This is a genomic window from Ureibacillus sp. MALMAid1270 (assembly GCF_049202975.1).
Lineage (GTDB): Bacteria > Bacillota > Bacilli > Bacillales_A > Planococcaceae > Ureibacillus.
In genome coordinates, this window is record NZ_JBMIRP010000097.1 from 177,290 (window position 1) to 195,575 (window position 18,286).

23 protein-coding genes are annotated in these 18,286 nt (G+C 33.6%); 13 read left to right on the plus strand and 10 right to left on the minus strand.

The features are described from left to right. Positions 1-68 precede the first annotated feature (68 nt). Complete coding sequence (locus ACOQFO_RS16305; protein ID WP_421690733.1) at positions 69-548, minus strand: hypothetical protein; 480 nt, start codon at positions 546-548, stop codon at positions 69-71. 177 nt (positions 549-725) lie between these two features. On the opposite strand from ACOQFO_RS16305, the gene ACOQFO_RS16310 reads away from it, so the two are divergent. After that, positions 726-1,784 carry an LLM class flavin-dependent oxidoreductase gene (locus ACOQFO_RS16310; RefSeq protein WP_421690734.1) on the plus strand — a complete coding sequence of 353 codons (1,059 nt, stop codon included), beginning with the start codon at positions 726-728 and terminating at the stop codon, positions 1,782-1,784. 41 nt (positions 1,785-1,825) lie between these two features. On the opposite strand, the gene ACOQFO_RS16315 is transcribed toward ACOQFO_RS16310, so the two are convergent. After that, positions 1,826-3,091, minus strand: a complete 1,266-nt coding sequence (locus tag ACOQFO_RS16315) for a glutamate-5-semialdehyde dehydrogenase (protein WP_421690735.1) — start codon at positions 3,089-3,091, stop codon at positions 1,826-1,828. Between the two features lie 17 nt (positions 3,092-3,108). Beyond that, positions 3,109-4,200, minus strand: a complete 1,092-nt coding sequence (proB, locus tag ACOQFO_RS16320) for a glutamate 5-kinase (RefSeq protein ID WP_421690736.1) — start codon at positions 4,198-4,200, stop codon at positions 3,109-3,111. A gap of 550 nt (positions 4,201-4,750) precedes the next feature. On the opposite strand from proB, the gene ACOQFO_RS16325 reads away from it, so the two are divergent. From ACOQFO_RS16325 to ACOQFO_RS16375, 11 genes are all read left to right on the plus strand, one after another. Next, positions 4,751-5,134 (plus strand): VOC family protein, encoded by a 384-nt coding sequence (locus tag ACOQFO_RS16325; protein ID WP_421690737.1) that lies wholly within the window; start codon positions 4,751-4,753, stop codon positions 5,132-5,134. Positions 5,135-5,268: 134 nt separating this feature from the next. Continuing rightward, positions 5,269-5,484 carry an acetyl-CoA carboxylase biotin carboxyl carrier protein subunit gene (locus ACOQFO_RS16330; protein ID WP_421690738.1) on the plus strand — a complete coding sequence of 72 codons (216 nt, stop codon included), beginning with the start codon at positions 5,269-5,271 and terminating at the stop codon, positions 5,482-5,484. Positions 5,485-5,642: 158 nt separating this feature from the next. Beyond that, positions 5,643-6,314: a GNAT family N-acetyltransferase gene (locus tag ACOQFO_RS16335; protein WP_421690739.1), complete on the plus strand. Its 672-nt coding sequence runs from the start codon at positions 5,643-5,645 to the stop codon at positions 6,312-6,314. Positions 6,315-6,395: 81 nt separating this feature from the next. Then, positions 6,396-7,574, plus strand: a complete 1,179-nt coding sequence (locus ACOQFO_RS16340; RefSeq protein WP_421690740.1) for a rhomboid family intramembrane serine protease — start codon at positions 6,396-6,398, stop codon at positions 7,572-7,574. A gap of 149 nt (positions 7,575-7,723) precedes the next feature. Then, a complete protein-coding gene (locus ACOQFO_RS16345; protein ID WP_421690741.1) occupies positions 7,724-8,788 on the plus strand; it encodes a branched-chain amino acid aminotransferase in 1,065 nt (354 codons plus the stop codon). A gap of 229 nt (positions 8,789-9,017) precedes the next feature. Beyond that, positions 9,018-9,788, plus strand: a complete 771-nt coding sequence (locus tag ACOQFO_RS16350) for a gluconate 2-dehydrogenase subunit 3 family protein (RefSeq protein WP_421690742.1) — start codon at positions 9,018-9,020, stop codon at positions 9,786-9,788. 14 nt (positions 9,789-9,802) lie between these two features. Continuing rightward, positions 9,803-11,515 carry a GMC family oxidoreductase gene (locus ACOQFO_RS16355; RefSeq protein ID WP_421690743.1) on the plus strand — a complete coding sequence of 571 codons (1,713 nt, stop codon included), beginning with the start codon at positions 9,803-9,805 and terminating at the stop codon, positions 11,513-11,515. Positions 11,516-11,536: 21 nt separating this feature from the next. Further along, complete coding sequence (gene tatA / locus ACOQFO_RS16360) at positions 11,537-11,749, plus strand: twin-arginine translocase TatA/TatE family subunit (protein ID WP_421690744.1); 213 nt, start codon at positions 11,537-11,539, stop codon at positions 11,747-11,749. Between the two features lie 12 nt (positions 11,750-11,761). Continuing rightward, complete coding sequence (gene tatC, locus ACOQFO_RS16365; RefSeq protein WP_421690745.1) at positions 11,762-12,646, plus strand: twin-arginine translocase subunit TatC; 885 nt, start codon at positions 11,762-11,764, stop codon at positions 12,644-12,646. A gap of 66 nt (positions 12,647-12,712) precedes the next feature. Beyond that, positions 12,713-13,483 (plus strand): metallophosphoesterase, encoded by a 771-nt coding sequence (locus ACOQFO_RS16370; protein WP_421690746.1) that lies wholly within the window; start codon positions 12,713-12,715, stop codon positions 13,481-13,483. Between the two features lie 106 nt (positions 13,484-13,589). Then, complete coding sequence (locus ACOQFO_RS16375) at positions 13,590-14,078, plus strand: helix-turn-helix transcriptional regulator (protein ID WP_421690747.1); 489 nt, start codon at positions 13,590-13,592, stop codon at positions 14,076-14,078. Positions 14,079-14,084: 6 nt separating this feature from the next. Here the strand turns inward: ACOQFO_RS16375 and ACOQFO_RS16380 are convergent, their stop codons facing one another. From ACOQFO_RS16380 to ACOQFO_RS16400, 5 genes are all read right to left on the minus strand, one after another. Continuing rightward, entirely contained in the window at positions 14,085-14,567 is a 483-nt protein-coding gene (locus tag ACOQFO_RS16380) for an MFS transporter (protein ID WP_421690748.1), read from the minus strand. Further along, positions 14,534-15,262 carry an MFS transporter gene (locus tag ACOQFO_RS16385; RefSeq protein ID WP_421690749.1) on the minus strand — a complete coding sequence of 243 codons (729 nt, stop codon included), beginning with the start codon at positions 15,260-15,262 and terminating at the stop codon, positions 14,534-14,536. Before ACOQFO_RS16385 ends, ACOQFO_RS16380 begins: the two co-directional genes overlap by 34 nt. A 160-nt stretch (positions 15,263-15,422) precedes the next feature. Then, positions 15,423-15,587 carry an aspartyl-phosphate phosphatase Spo0E family protein gene (locus tag ACOQFO_RS16390; RefSeq protein ID WP_421690750.1) on the minus strand — a complete coding sequence of 55 codons (165 nt, stop codon included), beginning with the start codon at positions 15,585-15,587 and terminating at the stop codon, positions 15,423-15,425. A 331-nt stretch (positions 15,588-15,918) separates the two neighbouring features. Next, positions 15,919-16,041 (minus strand): hypothetical protein, encoded by a 123-nt coding sequence (locus ACOQFO_RS16395; protein ID WP_421690751.1) that lies wholly within the window; start codon positions 16,039-16,041, stop codon positions 15,919-15,921. A 98-nt stretch (positions 16,042-16,139) separates the two neighbouring features. Continuing rightward, the gene (locus ACOQFO_RS16400) at positions 16,140-16,262 is read right to left on the minus strand and encodes a hypothetical protein (protein WP_421690752.1); all 123 of its coding nucleotides are present in this window, start codon (positions 16,260-16,262) and stop codon (positions 16,140-16,142) included. A gap of 695 nt (positions 16,263-16,957) precedes the next feature. Between ACOQFO_RS16400 and ACOQFO_RS16405 the strand changes: the two genes are divergently transcribed. Further along, positions 16,958-17,323 carry a DoxX family protein gene (locus ACOQFO_RS16405; RefSeq protein WP_421690753.1) on the plus strand — a complete coding sequence of 122 codons (366 nt, stop codon included), beginning with the start codon at positions 16,958-16,960 and terminating at the stop codon, positions 17,321-17,323. 92 nt (positions 17,324-17,415) lie between these two features. Here the strand turns inward: ACOQFO_RS16405 and ACOQFO_RS16410 are convergent, their stop codons facing one another. Together ACOQFO_RS16410 and ACOQFO_RS16415 are read right to left on the minus strand one after the other, a co-directional pair. Continuing rightward, on the minus strand, positions 17,416-17,556 hold the full coding sequence (locus ACOQFO_RS16410) for a hypothetical protein (protein ID WP_421690754.1): 141 nt from the start codon (positions 17,554-17,556) through the stop codon (positions 17,416-17,418). Between the two features lie 327 nt (positions 17,557-17,883). After that, the gene (locus ACOQFO_RS16415; protein ID WP_421690755.1) at positions 17,884-18,132 is read right to left on the minus strand and encodes a hypothetical protein; all 249 of its coding nucleotides are present in this window, start codon (positions 18,130-18,132) and stop codon (positions 17,884-17,886) included. Positions 18,133-18,286 lie beyond the last annotated feature (154 nt).

Here is an 18,286-nt window from a genome sequence, read left to right on the forward strand (position 1 = left end):
AGTTCGAAAAACCGTCTCGGGGTCGCGAGGCGGTTTTTTTGTGTGGAAATTAAGGATTACTTCTATAATTACTCCACTTCAATCATAAACGCATTGGAACTATCTCCACCAGTACCTGTACCATTATCATCCCATCTAGCAAAATGTAAATAAATATATCTCCCTTTTTCCATAGGTGCAGAAAATGTGTCTGCAATTAATTCTACGGATTGACTTACATTACTTTCAACATTTTCGATACTTAACTCTTGTTCAATCGGTGCACGACCTATTAATAAAGTAATGGTTTCACCTGGTGAGACGTAAACGACGTCTTCCTCTGTCAACAATTGAGTAGGTGAACTCATATCTACACATTGTGCAGAATTGCCATTTCTCCAACAATAAGACCCTTGTCTTGTAGGATATCCAATTTCGTTTACGACAATTTCAACGCTAGGTGGCAAGTTTAAAGCAGTTTCCATACTTGAAAATGAACCACTCTGCATTGCAGTTCCGCAACCAGAGATCGTCATTAAACACATTATTAATAGTAATAACATCCTCATTCAATCAACTCCTTATGTATTAGTACGTATTCAATCAAGTAAGGTTACTAAATAAAAGTAAATGTAGTATGGAGCAAACCATATTTCAATCAAAAGATGTATGTAATAAATCTTGATTTCAAGAGATAATAGTAATGATAAGTTTTGCTTTTATGTCTTTTGAAAGGTTGGATTTACATGGAAAAATATCGCATTAACAAAAATAAAGGATTAGAATTTGGTATCTATACACTAGGTGATCATATACCAAATCCTCATACTCGTGAGAGAATTTCATCTCAACAAAGAATACTAGAAATAATTGAACTAGCTAAACTGGCAGAACAGGCTGGAATAGACTTTTTTAGTGTAGGGGAGAGTCACCAGGAGTATTTCACTACACAAGCTCATTCAATTGTTTTAGCAGCAATTGCACAAGCGACAAGTAATATAAAGATTTCTAGCTCATCAACTATTGTTAGTACACTCGATCCAGTTAGAGTATATGAAGACTTCGCAACAATTGATTTAATTTCAAATGGACGAGCTGAAATCATCGCTGGTCGTGCTTCACGGGTCGGACTATTTAGTTTATTAGGTTATGATCTTCGAAATTATGAAGAGTTGTTTGAAGAGAAGTTTGATCTTCTATTAAAAATTAATGAAGAAGAAATCGTTAATTGGAGAGGCGAATTCCGTGCACCATTAACTAATGCTCAAATTTTACCACGCCCACTAAATGGTTCACTTCCTATTTGGCGAGCAGTAGGTGGGCCGCCTGCCTCAGCTATTAAAGCTGGTCGAGCAGGGGTACCAATGATGCTTGCGATGCTAGGGGGACCTGCAACGAGTTTTAAATATTCCATTGATGCATATCGTGATTCGCTTAAAGAAAATGGTTTCGATCCAAAGGATTTCCCTGTCGCTACCGCTGGATTTTTCTATGTAGCAGAAACTACTCAAGAAGCACTAAAAGAGTACCATCCTTTTATCAACGAAGGAATGAAGTTAACAAATGGCCGTGGTTTTCCAGAGTACCAATTTTTACAAGGTGGAGATCCACAAAATGTTATGAACGTTGGAAGTCCGCAACAAATTATCGAAAAGATTCTTTACCAATTTGAATTATTCGGCCATCAGCGATACATTGGGCAAATGGATTTTGGTGGAGTTCCATTCGATAAATTAATGAAAAACATTGAAATTATTGGTAATGAAATTTTACCAGCAATTAAAAAATATACTGCACAACATTAATGAAAAACAAAAGGTGGGGAAATTCTCCCCACCTTTTCAGTTTAATTACGAATTTGACCACTTCCATAAACAAAATATTTTGAAGAAGTTAATGCAGGTAAACCCATCGGACCACGAGCATGTAGTTTTTGCGTACTAATGCCAATCTCTGCACCATAACCAAATTCAAACCCATCTGTAAATCTTGTAGATGCATTATGATAGACAGCTGCAGCATCCACATTATTTAAGAAATTAGCAGCATTAATAACATCCTCTGTTATGATAGCTTCTGAATGTTTCGTACTATATTTATTTACATGCTCGATTGCTTTATCGACATTGTCAACAACTTTCACACTTATTGTTAAACTTAAATGTTCGGTTGCATAATCTTCCTCAGTTGCTCTTGTTGCGGAAGGTAGAACTTTACATACTTTTTCATCGCCGAATACCGAAACACCATGTTCATGCAAAGTAAGTAATAATTTCTCGCCGTTATCAACAAACCATTCTTTTTGAATTAATAAATTTTCAGCAGCATTACATACTGAAGGGCGTTGTGTTTTTGCGTTCAAAAGAATCGTTTCAGCCATGTTGTATTTCGCATTATAGTCTACAAAAATATGACAATTCCCAGCACCCGTTTCTAATACTGGAACAGTAGATTCTTTTACGACAAGGTCAATTAATGCCTTACTACCTCGTGGAATTAATACATCTAAATATTCGTTTAAATTAAACAATTCTTTAGCCGTTTCATGCCGTATATCTTCAATTAACTGAACGGAAGTCAATGGAAGTGTAGTATTTTCTAGTGCACGATGAATCGATTTTACTAGTGCTTTGTTTGAATGCTTAGCAGATGAACTTCCTCTTAAAATAACTGCATTCCCAGTTTTTAAACATAGAGTCGCGGCATCAATCGTGACATTTGGACGTGCTTCATAAATCATACCAATCACACCAAGGGGAACACGCTTTTTCTCAATTTTTAACCCATTTTCTTTTTGAATCGTTTCTAAAATTTCACCAACTGGATCCTTTAATTCGATTAATTGTTTTACAGCTTCAGCCATGGCGTTTATTCTAGATTCGGTCAATAAAATACGGTCAAGAATTGAATCAGAAAATCCTTTTTCCTTACCAGAAGCAATATCTTTCTCATTTTCACTAAGAATTTCAGCTTGATCAATCAATAGCTGATTCGCGATTTTCGATAGTGCATCATTTTTTTCCTCTGTCGTTTTCATGTTTAATATTGTACTAGCTTTTTTCGCTAGTTTACCTTTAAGTAAAACTTCACTTTCTGTTGATATATTTGTCATGATAATCCCTCCTTAATTTAAACTTGTACCCAATTATTTCGATGAATGACCTCGATCGCATTGGATGAAATGTCTTCAGTTCTTTTACCTAGAGATTTGGATAATTCTTCACTAGAATATAAAACTTCACCACGTCCAAGTAATGTATCATGGCAATATACTTCAACTACATCCCCATTAGAAAACTCACCTACGATTTGATACACGCCGGCAGGAAGTAAGCTTTTTCCATTCGTTAATAATGCATTTTTTGCACCTTCATCGATAAAGATTTTTCCAGAGACTTCAGTAAATGAAATCCATTGTTTCGTATTTGGTAGAGTTTGAGTTTTGTCTCGACTTATGTAAGTACCATCACCATTGCCATCTAAAATGTCGATTAACTTATTCGCACCCTTTCCTTTACCGATAAATACTTTTACACCTGAATGGAGGGCAGTTCTTGCAGCAAGAAGTTTTGATTGCATACCACCAGTACCTACATTAGAACCACTTCCAGAAGCAAATGATAAGAAATCATCCGTAACATCCGATAAATGATTAATCCGTTTTGCATTCGGATTTCTATTTGGATTATCATCATAAAGCCCATTTACATCAGTCAATATTATCAATTGATCTGCATGAACTAAACCACTTACTAAAGCGGATAACATATCGTTATCACCAAATGTTATTTCCGCAACGGAAACAGTATCGTTTTCATTAATAATCGGAAGAATAGATCTTTCTAGTAACTCTGTAAATGTTGCATAGGCATTTTTGTATTGTTCCTTTTTTGAAAAATCTGTTCTTGTCAGTAAAATTTGAGCAGTTGTTATATTGTACTCTTGGAAACCAATGGAATACTGTTGTACAAGTAAGCTTTGCCCAACAGCTGCTGCTGCTTGTTTTCCTTTTAAAGTAATTGGTCTTGAAGGATAGCCAAGTTTTCGAAAGCCTGCTGCGACAGCACCTGATGACACAAGTAGTACTTCATGGCCGAGATTCTTAAGCGTTGCTAAAGCATTTATATGATCTTGTAGTTTTTCGTGATCTAATTCACCTTTTGAGTTTGTAAGGGAACTACTTCCGATTTTTACAACAACCCGCATTTTTTTTAATGACATTAAAATTGCCTCCTACATAAAGTCGAATTTTTCATAGGGAAATTTTGACCAATCTTTTTATTGATTTATATTTAAGCAAAAGATATTTTGAAATACCTCTTTCAAAAATGAAAATAAAAAACCCTTTCCACCCTATATAATTAGGGCGAAAAGGGTTTGAAAGTCTTTCCGCGGTACCACCTAAATTGGATTATACGATAATCCCACTTTACACTCCGTTAACGCTAGAGTATGCGTCTAGTTTTGGCTAGAAGCTAGCGAAGTAGGTTCTGTAGGTTCAAAAGTACGATGTTTTTCAGCCAAGAACAATCGCTCTCTGTTCAATGAAGGTCTACATACTATTCTTCGTTACGCTAAAAATATGTATTAAAAATTAATATGCCCGAAAATTATTAAACTGTCAATAGAATAGTTCAGAATAATTTAACAATAATATGAATCAATAATACTATGTTAGATACCCTTCGACAAATAAGTAATCTGAAAAAGGTTAAGTATGATAATATTGTTATGTGTAGGGATTTTGGAAAATGACTTATGGAGGGGTAATATGGGGATAAAGAAGATTGAACATACAGCATTGATTGTAAAAAATTTAGAAGAATCCATTGAATTTTATGAAAAAGTATTAAACTTTCAATTACGAACAACAGCAAATACTGGTATTCGAAAACTAGCGTTTCTATTTATAAAAGACCATCCTGAAGCTGAAATTGAATTAGTAGAAGAATTAACAGATAAAGAAAGTCCATATATTAACGGAGTTATAGATCACATCGCTTTTGCAGTTGATAATATAGAAGAAACAATAAAAGATTTGAAGGAAAATGATGTCAAATTGTTAAGTGAACAACCTAATCTTACTGCTGCTGGAAAGAAAACAATAATGTTTAAAGGAATTAACGGGGAGCTACTGCAATTAATTGAATCTTAAAATGATAATTGTATGTTCCTTTCTTTCATTTGCTACCATCTAAACGAAATAACTTTCCAATACTTTTTATCCACTCTTTGCAAGACTACCTATGTTAAAGCATAAGATGGTAGGGAAATGACTGGGGGGATACGATGGCAGTAAATGTTCAATCCGAAATGACAGGATTAGTATGGAGAATTGAAGTAACACATGGACAGAAGGTAACAAAAAATCAAGAATTAATCATTATTGAATCCATGAAAATGGAAATTCCAATTGTTTCACCTGAAGATGGTGTAGTAAAGGAAATCTTAGTCAAAGAGGAAGATTTCGTTACTGAAGGGGACGTTTTAATCGTTCTGGAATAAAGTAAACATTAGAAAAGGGGCGTTAGTAAGATAAACTTACGACGACCCTTTCCTCTTGTAAAGAATAGAAATATTGTTATACTGAAAGAAGGAATTGATTAAGTTCTAGCGAAATGTAAATGATAGGACAGATTAATGTTTTAAAGGAGAACAAGAACATGCAATATATTCGTATTACTAATATTGAAGATCCACTATTTGCAAAAATGCATAAACTATTAGGTGAAGTATTTCCGCCTGAAGAAGTATTAGAATTTGAACTATGGAAAGAGCCGTTAGAAGATCCAGGAATTCGCGTATTTGTTGCTGTTCATAATGATGAAGTTGTTGGTGCAACAGAATACCGTTACTATCCACAATGGAATATAGCAATGACTGATTTCACAATTATTGGTCGCGAAGGTCTATCGATTGGTAGATTTTTAGCAAATAACCGTGAAAAAGATCTCCATGAGCTTGCTTTGCAAAATGGAAAAACGCTATTTGGTATGTTTGCAGAAATTTATAATCCATATGTTCGTGAAGACTTTGACTTTGGTGGCGTTAAACCAATGAATCCATTTGTTCGAAGAGAAGTATTGTCCCATATGGGGTATAAAAAACTTGATTTTAATTACGTCCATCCTTCTTGGAAAAATGATGGAGAAGCTGTAAAGGGATTGGACTTCTGCTTTATGCCAACAGATGAAACAGTGAATGAAATTCCTTCAACTCTAATTACGAATTTCTTAAAAGATTATTATTCCGTTTTACCAAATAAACCAACTGAATGGATTCAAATGGTTGAAGACTTAGAGAAAATAGAAAATGTGAAATTACTACCAATTTAACATATTAATGCGCTTTGTTTTCGTTCAGATTACAAAGCGTATTTTCTATTCAAAGTGGTGAAAGTCAGGGGTGATTAAAAAGTGAAGAAGAGAAACAATTGGAAAAAGTATATAGAAAGTTTTCCTGCTACATCGACCATTATTCTCGCTATGAGTATCATCCATCTATTAACAATTGTTATGGGGAATGGTGCAACAGATTTTGAAACCGCAAGACAATTTGGTGCCATGCAATCCAATAATAAAGAATGGTCTGAATTACCTTATTTACTCACATCCTCTTATCAGCATATAGGGGGATTCTTACATTTTGCAATGAATGTTTTAGCGATTATTTTTATTGCACCATTTCTCGAAAGATTATTTGGAACGTTTAAGTTTGTTTTATTATTTAATCTATGTGGAATTTTCGGTGGGCTTGTCACACTACTCTTTACTTCGGATGTAACAAGTAGTGGAGCTTCAGGTGCCGTGTTTGGGATGTTAGGGATTTACATTGCACTCATGGTTAAACAACACCCACTCTTAACAAGTGAAATATCAACACCAATGATAGGGATTACAGTCATTAATGTTATTACAACATTTCTTATTCCAGGAATCTCCATCACTGCGCATTTAGGTGGTTTATTTGTGGGAATGCTTCTAGGAATGTGGTTTCCAACGTCGAAAACCTTCGTTAAAGAAAGTATTGTCGATAGCGTTTTTAAAACGATTGTTACAACTCTCGTACTTTTCGCATTATTATTAATTCCACAAAATGTTATTAAGAGTCATAGTTTTGTGGATGTCGCAACTCAGATTGGATTAGGTGATTTTGTAACAGGGAAGAAAACTGTACCTCTATTTAATCTACACCGGGATCCTATTTTAGATGAGATTAATTGGTTAATAGACCAATATAATGAAAATTCTGTTACTCATTATAATGGATTAGTGGAAGATTACAATAGTGGAATCAATAAAGAAAATACAACAAAACAACTAAATTCAATAGATGAAACAATCAAATTACTTGAGGAAAATATAGAGACGATTAAAGAGCACGAAGACATCGAGGATACTGAAAAGCTTCAGCAACAGCTTCTATTGATGAATGAGTTATTACTTGAAGCAGCCGAACAAGCGAAAAAAACTTTAGAAACAATGGATTCAGTAGAAGGGGATTTGTTTGTTGAAAAAATTACTGCTGTTAATGATGAATACGAAACCTTCAACTCTATGTTAAATAAGTTTAGAAATGAATATGGATTAGAATAATATGTAGAGAAAATAGTAGTAAATTAGTATAATAAAAAGAATAGCGATAATCGATTTAAGTAGGAACGAGTTTACTATATTTAATACATAAATCAGATTCATTTCGCACTATATTTTCAGAACATTCATATTAATCAGGAGGTTTACCCATGCTAGATATTCGAACAGAATTAACTCAAAACCCAAAAGAAAAACCAGCAGAAGACCAATTAGGATTCGGTCATTATTTTACTGACCATATGTTTATAGTTGAATATACAGAAGGAACAGGTTGGCATGACGCAAGAATAATCCCATATCAACCAATTACAATTGACCCTTCTTCTATGGTATTCCACTACGGTCAAGCAGTTTTTGAAGGTTTAAAAGCTTATAAAACAGTAGATGGAAAAGTGTTATTATTCCGCCCAGACCGTAACTTTGCACGTCTTAACAACTCGAACGAACGTTTAGTTATTCCAGCGGTTGACGAAGAATTTGGATTAGAAGCATTAAAACAATTAGTAACAATTGATCGTGATTGGGTTCCAAGTGCACCTGGAACTTCACTTTATATTCGTCCATTCATTATTGCAACAGAAGCTAATTTAGGAGTTCATCCTTCGAAAAACTATAAATTTATGATTATCATGTCGCCATCTGGTTCTTATTATAAAGAAGGCATTAATCCGGTGAAAATTTTAGTAGAACAAAAATATGTACGTGCTGTAGCTGGTGGTACTGGTGAAGCAAAAACTGCTGGGAACTACGCAAGTGCATTAAAAGGGCAAGAAATTGCAGCAAAAGAAGGTTACGCACAAACTTTATGGTTAGACGGTAAAGAAAACCGCTACGTTGAAGAAGTAGGTAGTATGAACATTTTCTTTAAAATTAATGGAACAGTTATTACACCTGCATTAAATGGCAGTATCTTACCTGGAATTACTCGTGATTCAATGATTCACGTATTAAAATCAAAAAATATTCCAGTAGAAGAACGTCGAATTGCTATTGATGAAGTGGTTGAAGCTGCTCACAACGGCACTTTAGAAGAGGTATTTGGTACTGGTACAGCAGCAGTAATTTCCCCAGTTGGAGAATTAAAATATTTAGATGAGAAAATTATTATCAACGACGGAAAAATTGGAGAAGTGTCACAAATGCTTTATGACACTTTAACGGGTATACAAAATGGTTCAATTGAAGACCCATTTGGTTGGACGATTAAACTTTAACCATTTTTCTCAACAAACGTAATCTAATTTAAACTGCACCACAATTGTTAGAAATCCTAACAATTGGAGGTGTAGTTTTTTTATTTTAACCAGAAATTTGCCTTAAAAATTATTAACCAACAAAAAATATATTATTTTTCAAAAATACATTTACCTAAAAATGATTAGTATGTCATTTTTTTAGCAATACTTTTTTACAGCTAAATATTAACATTTTAGGAGGATTATCATGGTAAATGAAAAAAAAGGTGTATCTCGGCGTGAATTTATGAAGACGACGGGTATAGCTACAGGTACCTTGATTGGTGGAGGAATCATTGGAGGTCTAATTGGCTATAACGTTAACCGCGATAAAGGTACTACTGGAACTACAGGTACTCAGAATGGTGAAGGTCATGGACAGACGCAAGATCAACCTAATAATGTCGGTCTTAAATTTTTCACTAATATGACCGCTTTTAACGTTTTGTCACAGGCAACCGAGAGAATTTTCCCCGAAGATGATTTAGGACCAGGGGCTATTTCCTTAGGAGTACCATATTTCATTGACAACCAATTAGCAGGCGCCTATGGCATGAATGCAAAAGAATATATGCAAGGTCCATTTGAAGATGGTGCTGTAACACAAGGATATCAAAGTAGGTTAACACGAGCTGAAATCATTTTACAAGGAGTTACAAAGCTTGAAGAAGAAGCTCAATCTCGTTATAAGAAAGGCTTCGCTGAATTAGAAGGAGAACAAATGGATGAAATTTTGACTGCATTCCAAAAAGGCGAAGTTGAAATGATGGCAGTCACTTCAGATTTCTTCTTTAAATTACTACGTCAGGCGACAATTGAAGGAGCATATGCTGATCCAATTTATAATGGAAATCGAAATATGGACGGCTGGAAAATGAAAGGGTTCCCTGGTCATCAATATAGTTATATAGGTCAAATTGAAAATGAAGATTTTGTAAAAATAGAACCACAATCAATCAGTAGTATGACACATAAATAATTGGAGGTGTAACAATGGTTACTACTTTAGAAAAAGTTGATGTTGTAACAGTTGGAGTTGGTTGGACAGGAGGTATTGTAGGTGCCGAATGTGCAAAAGCAGGTTTAAAAGTACGCGGTTTAGAGCGTGGTGCAAAACGTGGAACACAAGATTATGCTATGGTTCATGATGAGTTTCGTTATGCAATTCGATATGAATTATTTCAAAACTTATCGAAAGAAACGATTACATTTAGAAATCATAGAAAGATGAATGCACTTCCAATGCGTATGATGGGATCTTTCTTATTAGGAGAAGGATTAGGTGGAGCTGGTACCCATTGGAATGGTCATAATTGGCGCTTTTTACCATACGATTTTCAAATTAAATCAATGACAGATGAAAAATATGGTCCTAACAAACTTAGTAGTGATTACAATCTTCAAGATTGGGGTATCACTTACGATGAGCTAGAACCATATTTTACAAAATTTGAATATACAGCAGGAATTTCAGGTGAAGATAATAATCCGTTTTGGGGGAAAAGATCCAAACCGTTTCCAACACCACCTATGAAAAAAACACCTATTTTAAATCGGTTTGAAGAAGCTACGAAAAATCTTGGCTATCATCCTTTCATGATGCCATCAGCAAACCTTTCTGAATCCTATACAAATCCAGACGGGGCAACGATAGCAGCTTGTCAATACTGTGGATTTTGTGAACGTTTCGGTTGTGAGTATGGAGCGAAGTCCTCGGCAGAAATAACAGTAGTTCCAACCGCATTGGAGTCGGGGAATTATGATATCCGTTTCCATTCGAATGTAGTTGAAGTACTAAAACAAGGAGATAAAGTTACTGGAGTTCGTTTCATCGACACGATAACGGGTGAAGAGTTTATTCAACCTGCTGAAATCGTTGTATTAACATCTTATGTTTTGAATAATGCAAAGTTATTGATGATTTCTAATATAGGTGAAATGTATGATCCTGATACAGGAAGAGGTACACTTGGTAGAAACTATTGTTATCAAATATTACCTAGTGCTACAGGATTTTTTGAAGAACAATTCAACACCTTTATGGGAGCAGGGGCATTAGGAATGACAATTGATGATTTCAATGGTGATTCTTTTGACCACTCGGACCTTGATTTTATCCATGGTGCAAGTCTTACAATTACTCAAACAGGTCAGCGTCCAATTCAATTTAACCCAGTACCACCTGATACACCGGCTTGGGGTGCTGACTTCAAAAAAGCATCTATTCACTACTATACTAGAACATTAAATATTGGTGGACAAGGGGCTTCCATGCCACATAAAGAAAACTTTATGTCACTTGATCCAAACTATAAAGATGCTTATGGCTTACCATTATTGCAAGTAACATATAACTTTACAGAACAGGATCGTAATCTCCATAAGTACCTTTCAGAGAAGACTGCTGAAATTATGAAGGAAATGGGTGCAAAAACAGTGGTTCCAGCAAATCCTCTGACGGACTATGACATTGTACCTTATCAAACGACTCATAATACTGGTGGAACTGTTATGGGGACCGACCCAGCAACAAGCGTAGTGAATACATGGTTGCAACATTGGGATGCAGAAAATCTATTCGTCGTAGGAGCTGGAAACTTTGCTCATAATGGTGGGTACAACCCGACTGGTACTGTTGGAGCACTTGCTTACCGTTGTGCAGAAGGGATTATTAATTACAGTAAAACAGGTGGCAGTCTTGTTTAATTTGAATGGAGGAATTCATATATGGGTGGAATAGGTGCAATTGGAGTTCCAGGTTTAATAATCATTCTAGTTATTGTTTTAATCGTTTTCGGTCCAAAGAAATTACCTGAGATAGGTGGAGCTGTAGGGAAAACATTATCCGAATTTAAGAAATCCGCAAGAGAAGCGATTGACTTAGACGAGGACGACAAAAAAATTGCTTTTAAGGAAACGAAAAAGACCGAAGATGCGTAGTAGGTGATATAGATGGATCCTTATGGGTATAACAATTTAAGTCCATTGGATAAAAAAAAGAATCAGGAATCTAAAGAAATGGTAGACGAATCAACTATCGAAATGATTGAATCTAAACAAGAAGCAGTAGAAATAGAACAAAGTAATGAAGAACAAGATTTAATTGAAACGGGATCAATCCAAGATTCTTGGTTCGAACATATTACTGAATTAAGAAAACAACTAATGAAAAGTACAATCGTATTCGTCACATTGTTTATAGCAGTATTTTCTACCATCAATTTTTGGTTTCCATTTATTTCAAGGGGACATAATCTTGTAATTCTCGGTCCCTTAGAAGTCATTAAAGTGTACACGTCGATTTCGCTTACTTTATCATTAGGATTATCATTGCCTTTTATTTGTCATTTTTTATGGCAATTTGCTAAGCCTGGTCTTTATGAAAAAGAACAGAAGTTTATTGGATTATTTTCACCAATTATGTTACTTCTTTTCCTTATCGGATTAGCATTTGGTTATTTTGTTGTCAATCCAATGAGTTATCATTTTTTAGTTAGTCTTGGTGAAATGAATTTTGATATTATGATCACAGCTTCAGACTATATTAATTTCCTCATTATGACGACAGTACCTATTGGATTACTTTTTGAATTACCAATCGTTGCAATGTTTCTTTCATCGATTGATTTATTAACTTCACATACGATGAAAAACATTAGAAGGTGGTCTTATGTCATATTGGCTGTTGTTTCTGCGCTTATTACGCCACCAGACTTTATCAGTCAATTATTAATACTAATACCAATGATTGGCTTATATGAGATTAGTATCTACATCGTTCGAAAATCGGAAGAGAAAAGGTCGACAAATTCACCAATTACAGAAGAGGCACACTAATTCACAAAGTGTGTCTTTTCTATTGTAAAAATTTAATTTACCAGTAACTGTTAGGAGTTGGTCATTGTGAGAATTGAGATAAGTAAAGGTGTTGATATCATCGGGGATATCCATGCATGTTATGATGAATTTCTCGAAATGTTAGGGAAACTTGGCTATAAACAAGGGAAAGACGGGCTATATCGTCATCCAGACGGTCGAATTTTAGTCTCTTTAGGGGATGTCATGAGTAGAGGACCAAAATCCATAGTTTGCATGGAGTTTTTCCTTAAACATGTACAAGCAGGGGTTGCCTATATGACAGATAGTAATCATGGATGGAAAATTGCGCGGTGGTTAGATGGCAGGAAAGTTCAATTAAAACATGGGGATGAACTAGTTGAACAAGAATTTTTAGAATATGAAAAAGTGAATGGTGCAATAAAGACAAATGAATTAAAACGTAAATTGAAAGATTTATTAATGGCTGCTCCTTCACATTATATTTTACATGAAAACAATAAGGATCTAATTGTTTGTACTCATGCCGGCATCAAAGACAAATATATAGGTAAAGAAAACTCACGAATTAAAGACTTTTGCCGCTACGGTGATGTGGTAGGAATGGACGAAAACGGTAAACCGATTAGGAAAGATTGGTTTGTAAATCACGAAGGGGACTTACTGATTATTTGGGGACATGATCCAAAAAAGGAACCATTTATTCATAATAAAACAATCAATATCGATCAAGGTTTAGTATTTGGAGGAAAATTAACGGCCTATCGATATCCAGAAAAAGAATTTGTATTTGTTCAAGCAAAGAAAAATTATTCAGGTAAAGAAGATGTATTTTGAAAGTTATTGGCGAAATTTGGCAATTAATTCCAGTGGATAATATGTAACTAATTACGTTAATATCGGTCTAATTCTACAAATAGAATTGCGACCGAGGTGATATGGGATGGATCGAGATGTGTTAATTCAATTAACTTCAGAAAACGTGAAATTAGTTCGGCTCGAAAATAATTATTCAATTGATAAAATGGCTGAAATGATCGGGATTACTAGAAAGCATTTATTGAAAATTGAAAAGGGAAAAGCAATCGCAAATTGGCCAATTACGATTGCTATTTGTACTTTATTTCGCGATAGTCGAACATTAAAACGAGTGCTAGGAGGTGACCCACTTGATTTAATAGATATGTCGACAAAGTATATGCCTATATTTCCGCAAGATAAAACATTTGGTGGGAATGTACTATGGAAAAATATTGAGGAATTTCATGGCTTTAGACTACAACAAAATATAGTTACACGTCATTTTCGAATTATTGATAATGAAAATTATAGATTGATAAGTACTTCGGAAGAAGACTTCGCAATGGAGAAATGGAAAGATCTCTCCAAAACTGTCGATTTAGTTTATTCGAAATTAAATGTTTTAATATAATCTAGTTTATTTTTTGTTTTTAACTAATAATGATAATAGGTAACCAAAGAAAACTAATATACTAAAGATTGTTAAAGCAAATTGTGCATTTCCAATTTTCATTAAATACGAAGCTAATAGCGGACCTACACTAGCACCAATAAACAATATAAATGCATTAAATAATACAGCTGTCCCTTTTTGATCCCCAGCATGTTGGTTTATAAGCATAATATTAATAGGTACTAAAAGTGCAATTCCAGCAACAAATAGAATACTAAACACGGTTAAGGGGATTGGATTTGAGCTAATTCCCATTAATAGTAGTGCTACAGAAGAGATAATTAGACTAGTTCGGAATGTGCGATATACTCCGTACTTTTTCGTAATAGGACTAGCAAAAAAGGTCAAACTAATTCCGATTAAACCAGTAGCACGTACAATTAAAATAAGCTGATCAGGAAAATAAAATGGGGCTATAGATAATAATTCCCCAAGTATTGTATACATCCCATTAAAGAAAATAGTAATAAAAACGTGATAGAAAAAGAAAATAACAGCTCTTTTTTATGAAATAGTAACCTTATTTTAGAAAATTGTGAAAAAATTGATTTTTCATGTTTAACATTTGTTATTTTGGGTAAATAGGAGATAGAGGCAATTGTAAGAAAAAAGTAAATAGTGCCTAAAAGTATAAAAATAGCATGCCATCCGAAGTATTCATTAATTATCGTGGCAAAAATTTGAGAGACAACGCTAGCAACTAGAAACCCTGAAGTAATGAATCCAATTGCTGTAAGTCTTCTATCATCTGGAAATAATTCTGCTGTGTAAACTAACGAAATTGGTACAAAGGCGGCTGCACCTATTGCTTGAAGTATTCTTAAGAATATAAAGGTAGGATAATGATCTACAAAGCCACTTAAAATTGTAACAATGGTTAAGAATCCAATTCCAAATAATAAAAATAGGTTTCTACCATAATAATCAGAAAATGGACCATATATTAAGCAACATATTCCATAACAAAGTGAGAAGGCACTCCCAATCCAAAGGGCTTCCGTTTCTGTTATCGAAAAGTAAAGCATAAAATCTTTTGTTAAAGGGATTGGGACGTACATACTCATTAAAATAAACAAACCAGCACTAGTTAACATAGCAGTAATGTATGAATATTGCAATGAGGTAAGTTTAGTCGTATTCACGATTTCCACCTAATCATAAAGTAGTCTACATATGATATTAATCTATTGTCGAAAAAGTGAAAAACCCAGTAAATTAGACAATAATCTAACTTACCGGGTGGAATCGAATATTCTATATGTAATGTATCGATAGAATTAACTCCAAGATTCGTATATTATTTTATGCCACTTTATGAGCGTAAACATTTAGTAAAGCATCTAACTCTTGACTACATGTAACAGTTTCTGGGTGTGTGAATCCTAAGTCTTGTGCCTTTCTATACATATCTTTTCGTTTCATTTCTATCGCTACTTTTAATACCTTTCTAAATATAAAGTCTTTCATACTGTCCTTCCTCCGTCTATTATTGTGTTCATTTGATAGATTTGAATCTATTAAATTTACTAAAGCTCTCCCATTGTATAATAGAAAATTTAAAAAATTTGTCGGATTGTGGATGAAAATACGAAATTCACAAATTTGTCACAATTACGTTCTTCAATTAGTAATATTTGTATTTTTACTATTAGATAATTTACAAAAAATAGGTGAAATGTAGAAAAATGGTGTAGAAAGAAGTAAAAACAGCCATTTTCTTTAAGAGGTAAATGACGAAAATATGAAGAAAATTTGACAAGAAAAAAAGAGTATCGACGATTCGACACTCCAAATTAGACTACATAGTAAAAGATAAAATAGCAGATTCTTTATAGATTTCTAATACTTTTGCTGCTTCCTCTTGCTCATTAATTTCAAAAATTCGAAAGGTATCTTGATCAAAAACAGTGACAACCCACATTAATTAATCCACGATATTTAATTTGTATTCTATCGTCAAAACAGTACGAACTGTTAAATCAGTTAAGTTAATTTTGGAAAACCCACATGTAAAATTGCTTAGTTTGTAAAGGATAAGATTGCAGAACCATTGTAGCTTTCCATTAACATTGAAGCTTCACTTTTATCAGCAAATTCAAAAATTCGAATCGAATTTTCTTCGAAAACAGTCACAACCCACATTGAAGGAACTCCTCTCAAACTTATTTTTTTGTTATATAACAACTCCTTAAATATTATTGAGTTAATACGTCGTGTTATATAACTATTGTTATTGTACATCCAAAAGAGGGAAATTTAAATAGAAAGTGAAATAATTCACATATTGTTCAAACTGATAACGATTACACGAAATTTTATTAAAAGAGTAGGTATTTTCATGCTTCATCCATTTTTTTAAGGGTAATTATATTATTGCACATATAACATGGAGGCGATTGATACAACTTTGCAATAACACTTCAAATAAAGGATAAATTTGACAAATTCCGATATTGTTACTAATTTTTATGTTGTATTCATTTAATCAAAGGCATAGGAGGATTATTGTTGTGAAAATTGTTGCTTTAGTCGGAAGTTTACGAAAAGAATCATTCAACCTGCAGCTTGCAAACTATATGAAAAAACGTTACTGAAACAGGACAATTAATTGATGAAGCGACAATCAAATTCCTAGACGAAAAAGTAAATAATTTTATACAATTTATTGAAGAAGTGAAGGGATCATCTATATAATAAGTAATCCGCGCATGGACAAGTTCCATGCGTTTTTTTAATCTAGATCATATGTAAATAGAACCAATACAGTTTTTAGACGATTCCCCAATAATAGGCTTCTTGAATATGATAGCTTAAGAACAAAAATGGGGGAAAGTTGAATGGATGTTTTGTTATTAATAGTTCAACTTGGTTTAGGGTTAATATTTGTGATGGCTGGGGTATTGAAAGCCTTTGAATATAATAAGGCAAAGGAGAGAATGGATTGGGTAAGTGATGTACCAAAGAGAATGGTCATATTCCTAGGTTATGTCGAAATAGTAGGGGCAATGGGATTGTTGCTACCTATTGGTTTAAGAATGTCGCCATTTATCGCACCAATTGCAGCTCTTGGATTAGCCGTAATTATGGTATTTGCAGCAATTTTCCATCATAGTAGAAAAGAATTTTATATGATCCCGCTTAATGTAATCCTATTACTAATCGCTTTATTTATTGCTATCAGTCGATTATATTTTCAACTTTAATAAGGATAGATTAAAGAGGATTTATTATGTATTTTGTTACAGTAAATAAAAAATGTGGAGACACGTTTGTATATGTCTCCACATTTTTATTTTTAAGCTGCTAAAGATAAGTTAGTGAAAGTAATAACCGCTGGATAATTTGATTTTTCTAATGCTGCAGTTGCTTCTTCTTTTGTTTCAAATTCGAACATGTGAATTGTTTCTTTTTCAAATACTGTTAGTACCCATTTCATGATGGATTCCCCCTAATTGTTTATGTTTTTTTATTTTTTATTATTAAATAATATTGTTTTTGTTCAATGTTGTATAACACGTTCACAAAATGCGCTTTTGTTTTATATTGTGTTATATATCAACTTGAGACCATTGTACACCTAAAAACATGAAATGGGAATAGCTAGTGAAACAATTCACATATTGTTCAAATACCTTTTTTATTTTTTGACAAAGATGAATATTTGGGGATTTCGAGTAAGTTATGTAAAAAATAATTCGTTGTTTTACATACTTAAATACAAAATCAAAGAAATGATCATTAACAACAATCCGTATTGTTTTTACTATTTTTTATGATCATCTCTTTGCATTTTCTTCATTTCTTTTTGTAAGAATTGGATTTGTTTTTCTAATTCATGAATTTTTTTATCAAATTCCTTTTCTATTTTCTTATTATCTCTCATTTTTTCAATCGCTATAAGTGAGCCACCTATTGCTTGAATAAATTCACCAAGTGAGGAAATAAACCCACCAGCTACGATAAATTTCGCACCGGTACCATGATGATCCGAATGTTGATCTTTATTCGTCATGTTGTTTACCACCTCTCGTTCCTATTTCACTTATTATTTTATGTAATTGTTGACTATTGATATCGGCAAACGCACACTTTGCTTAAAGGGAAGTAGAGACTTAAAAATATTATCTTCTTAAAAACATCGTTCTAGATAATTTTTACATCTACTA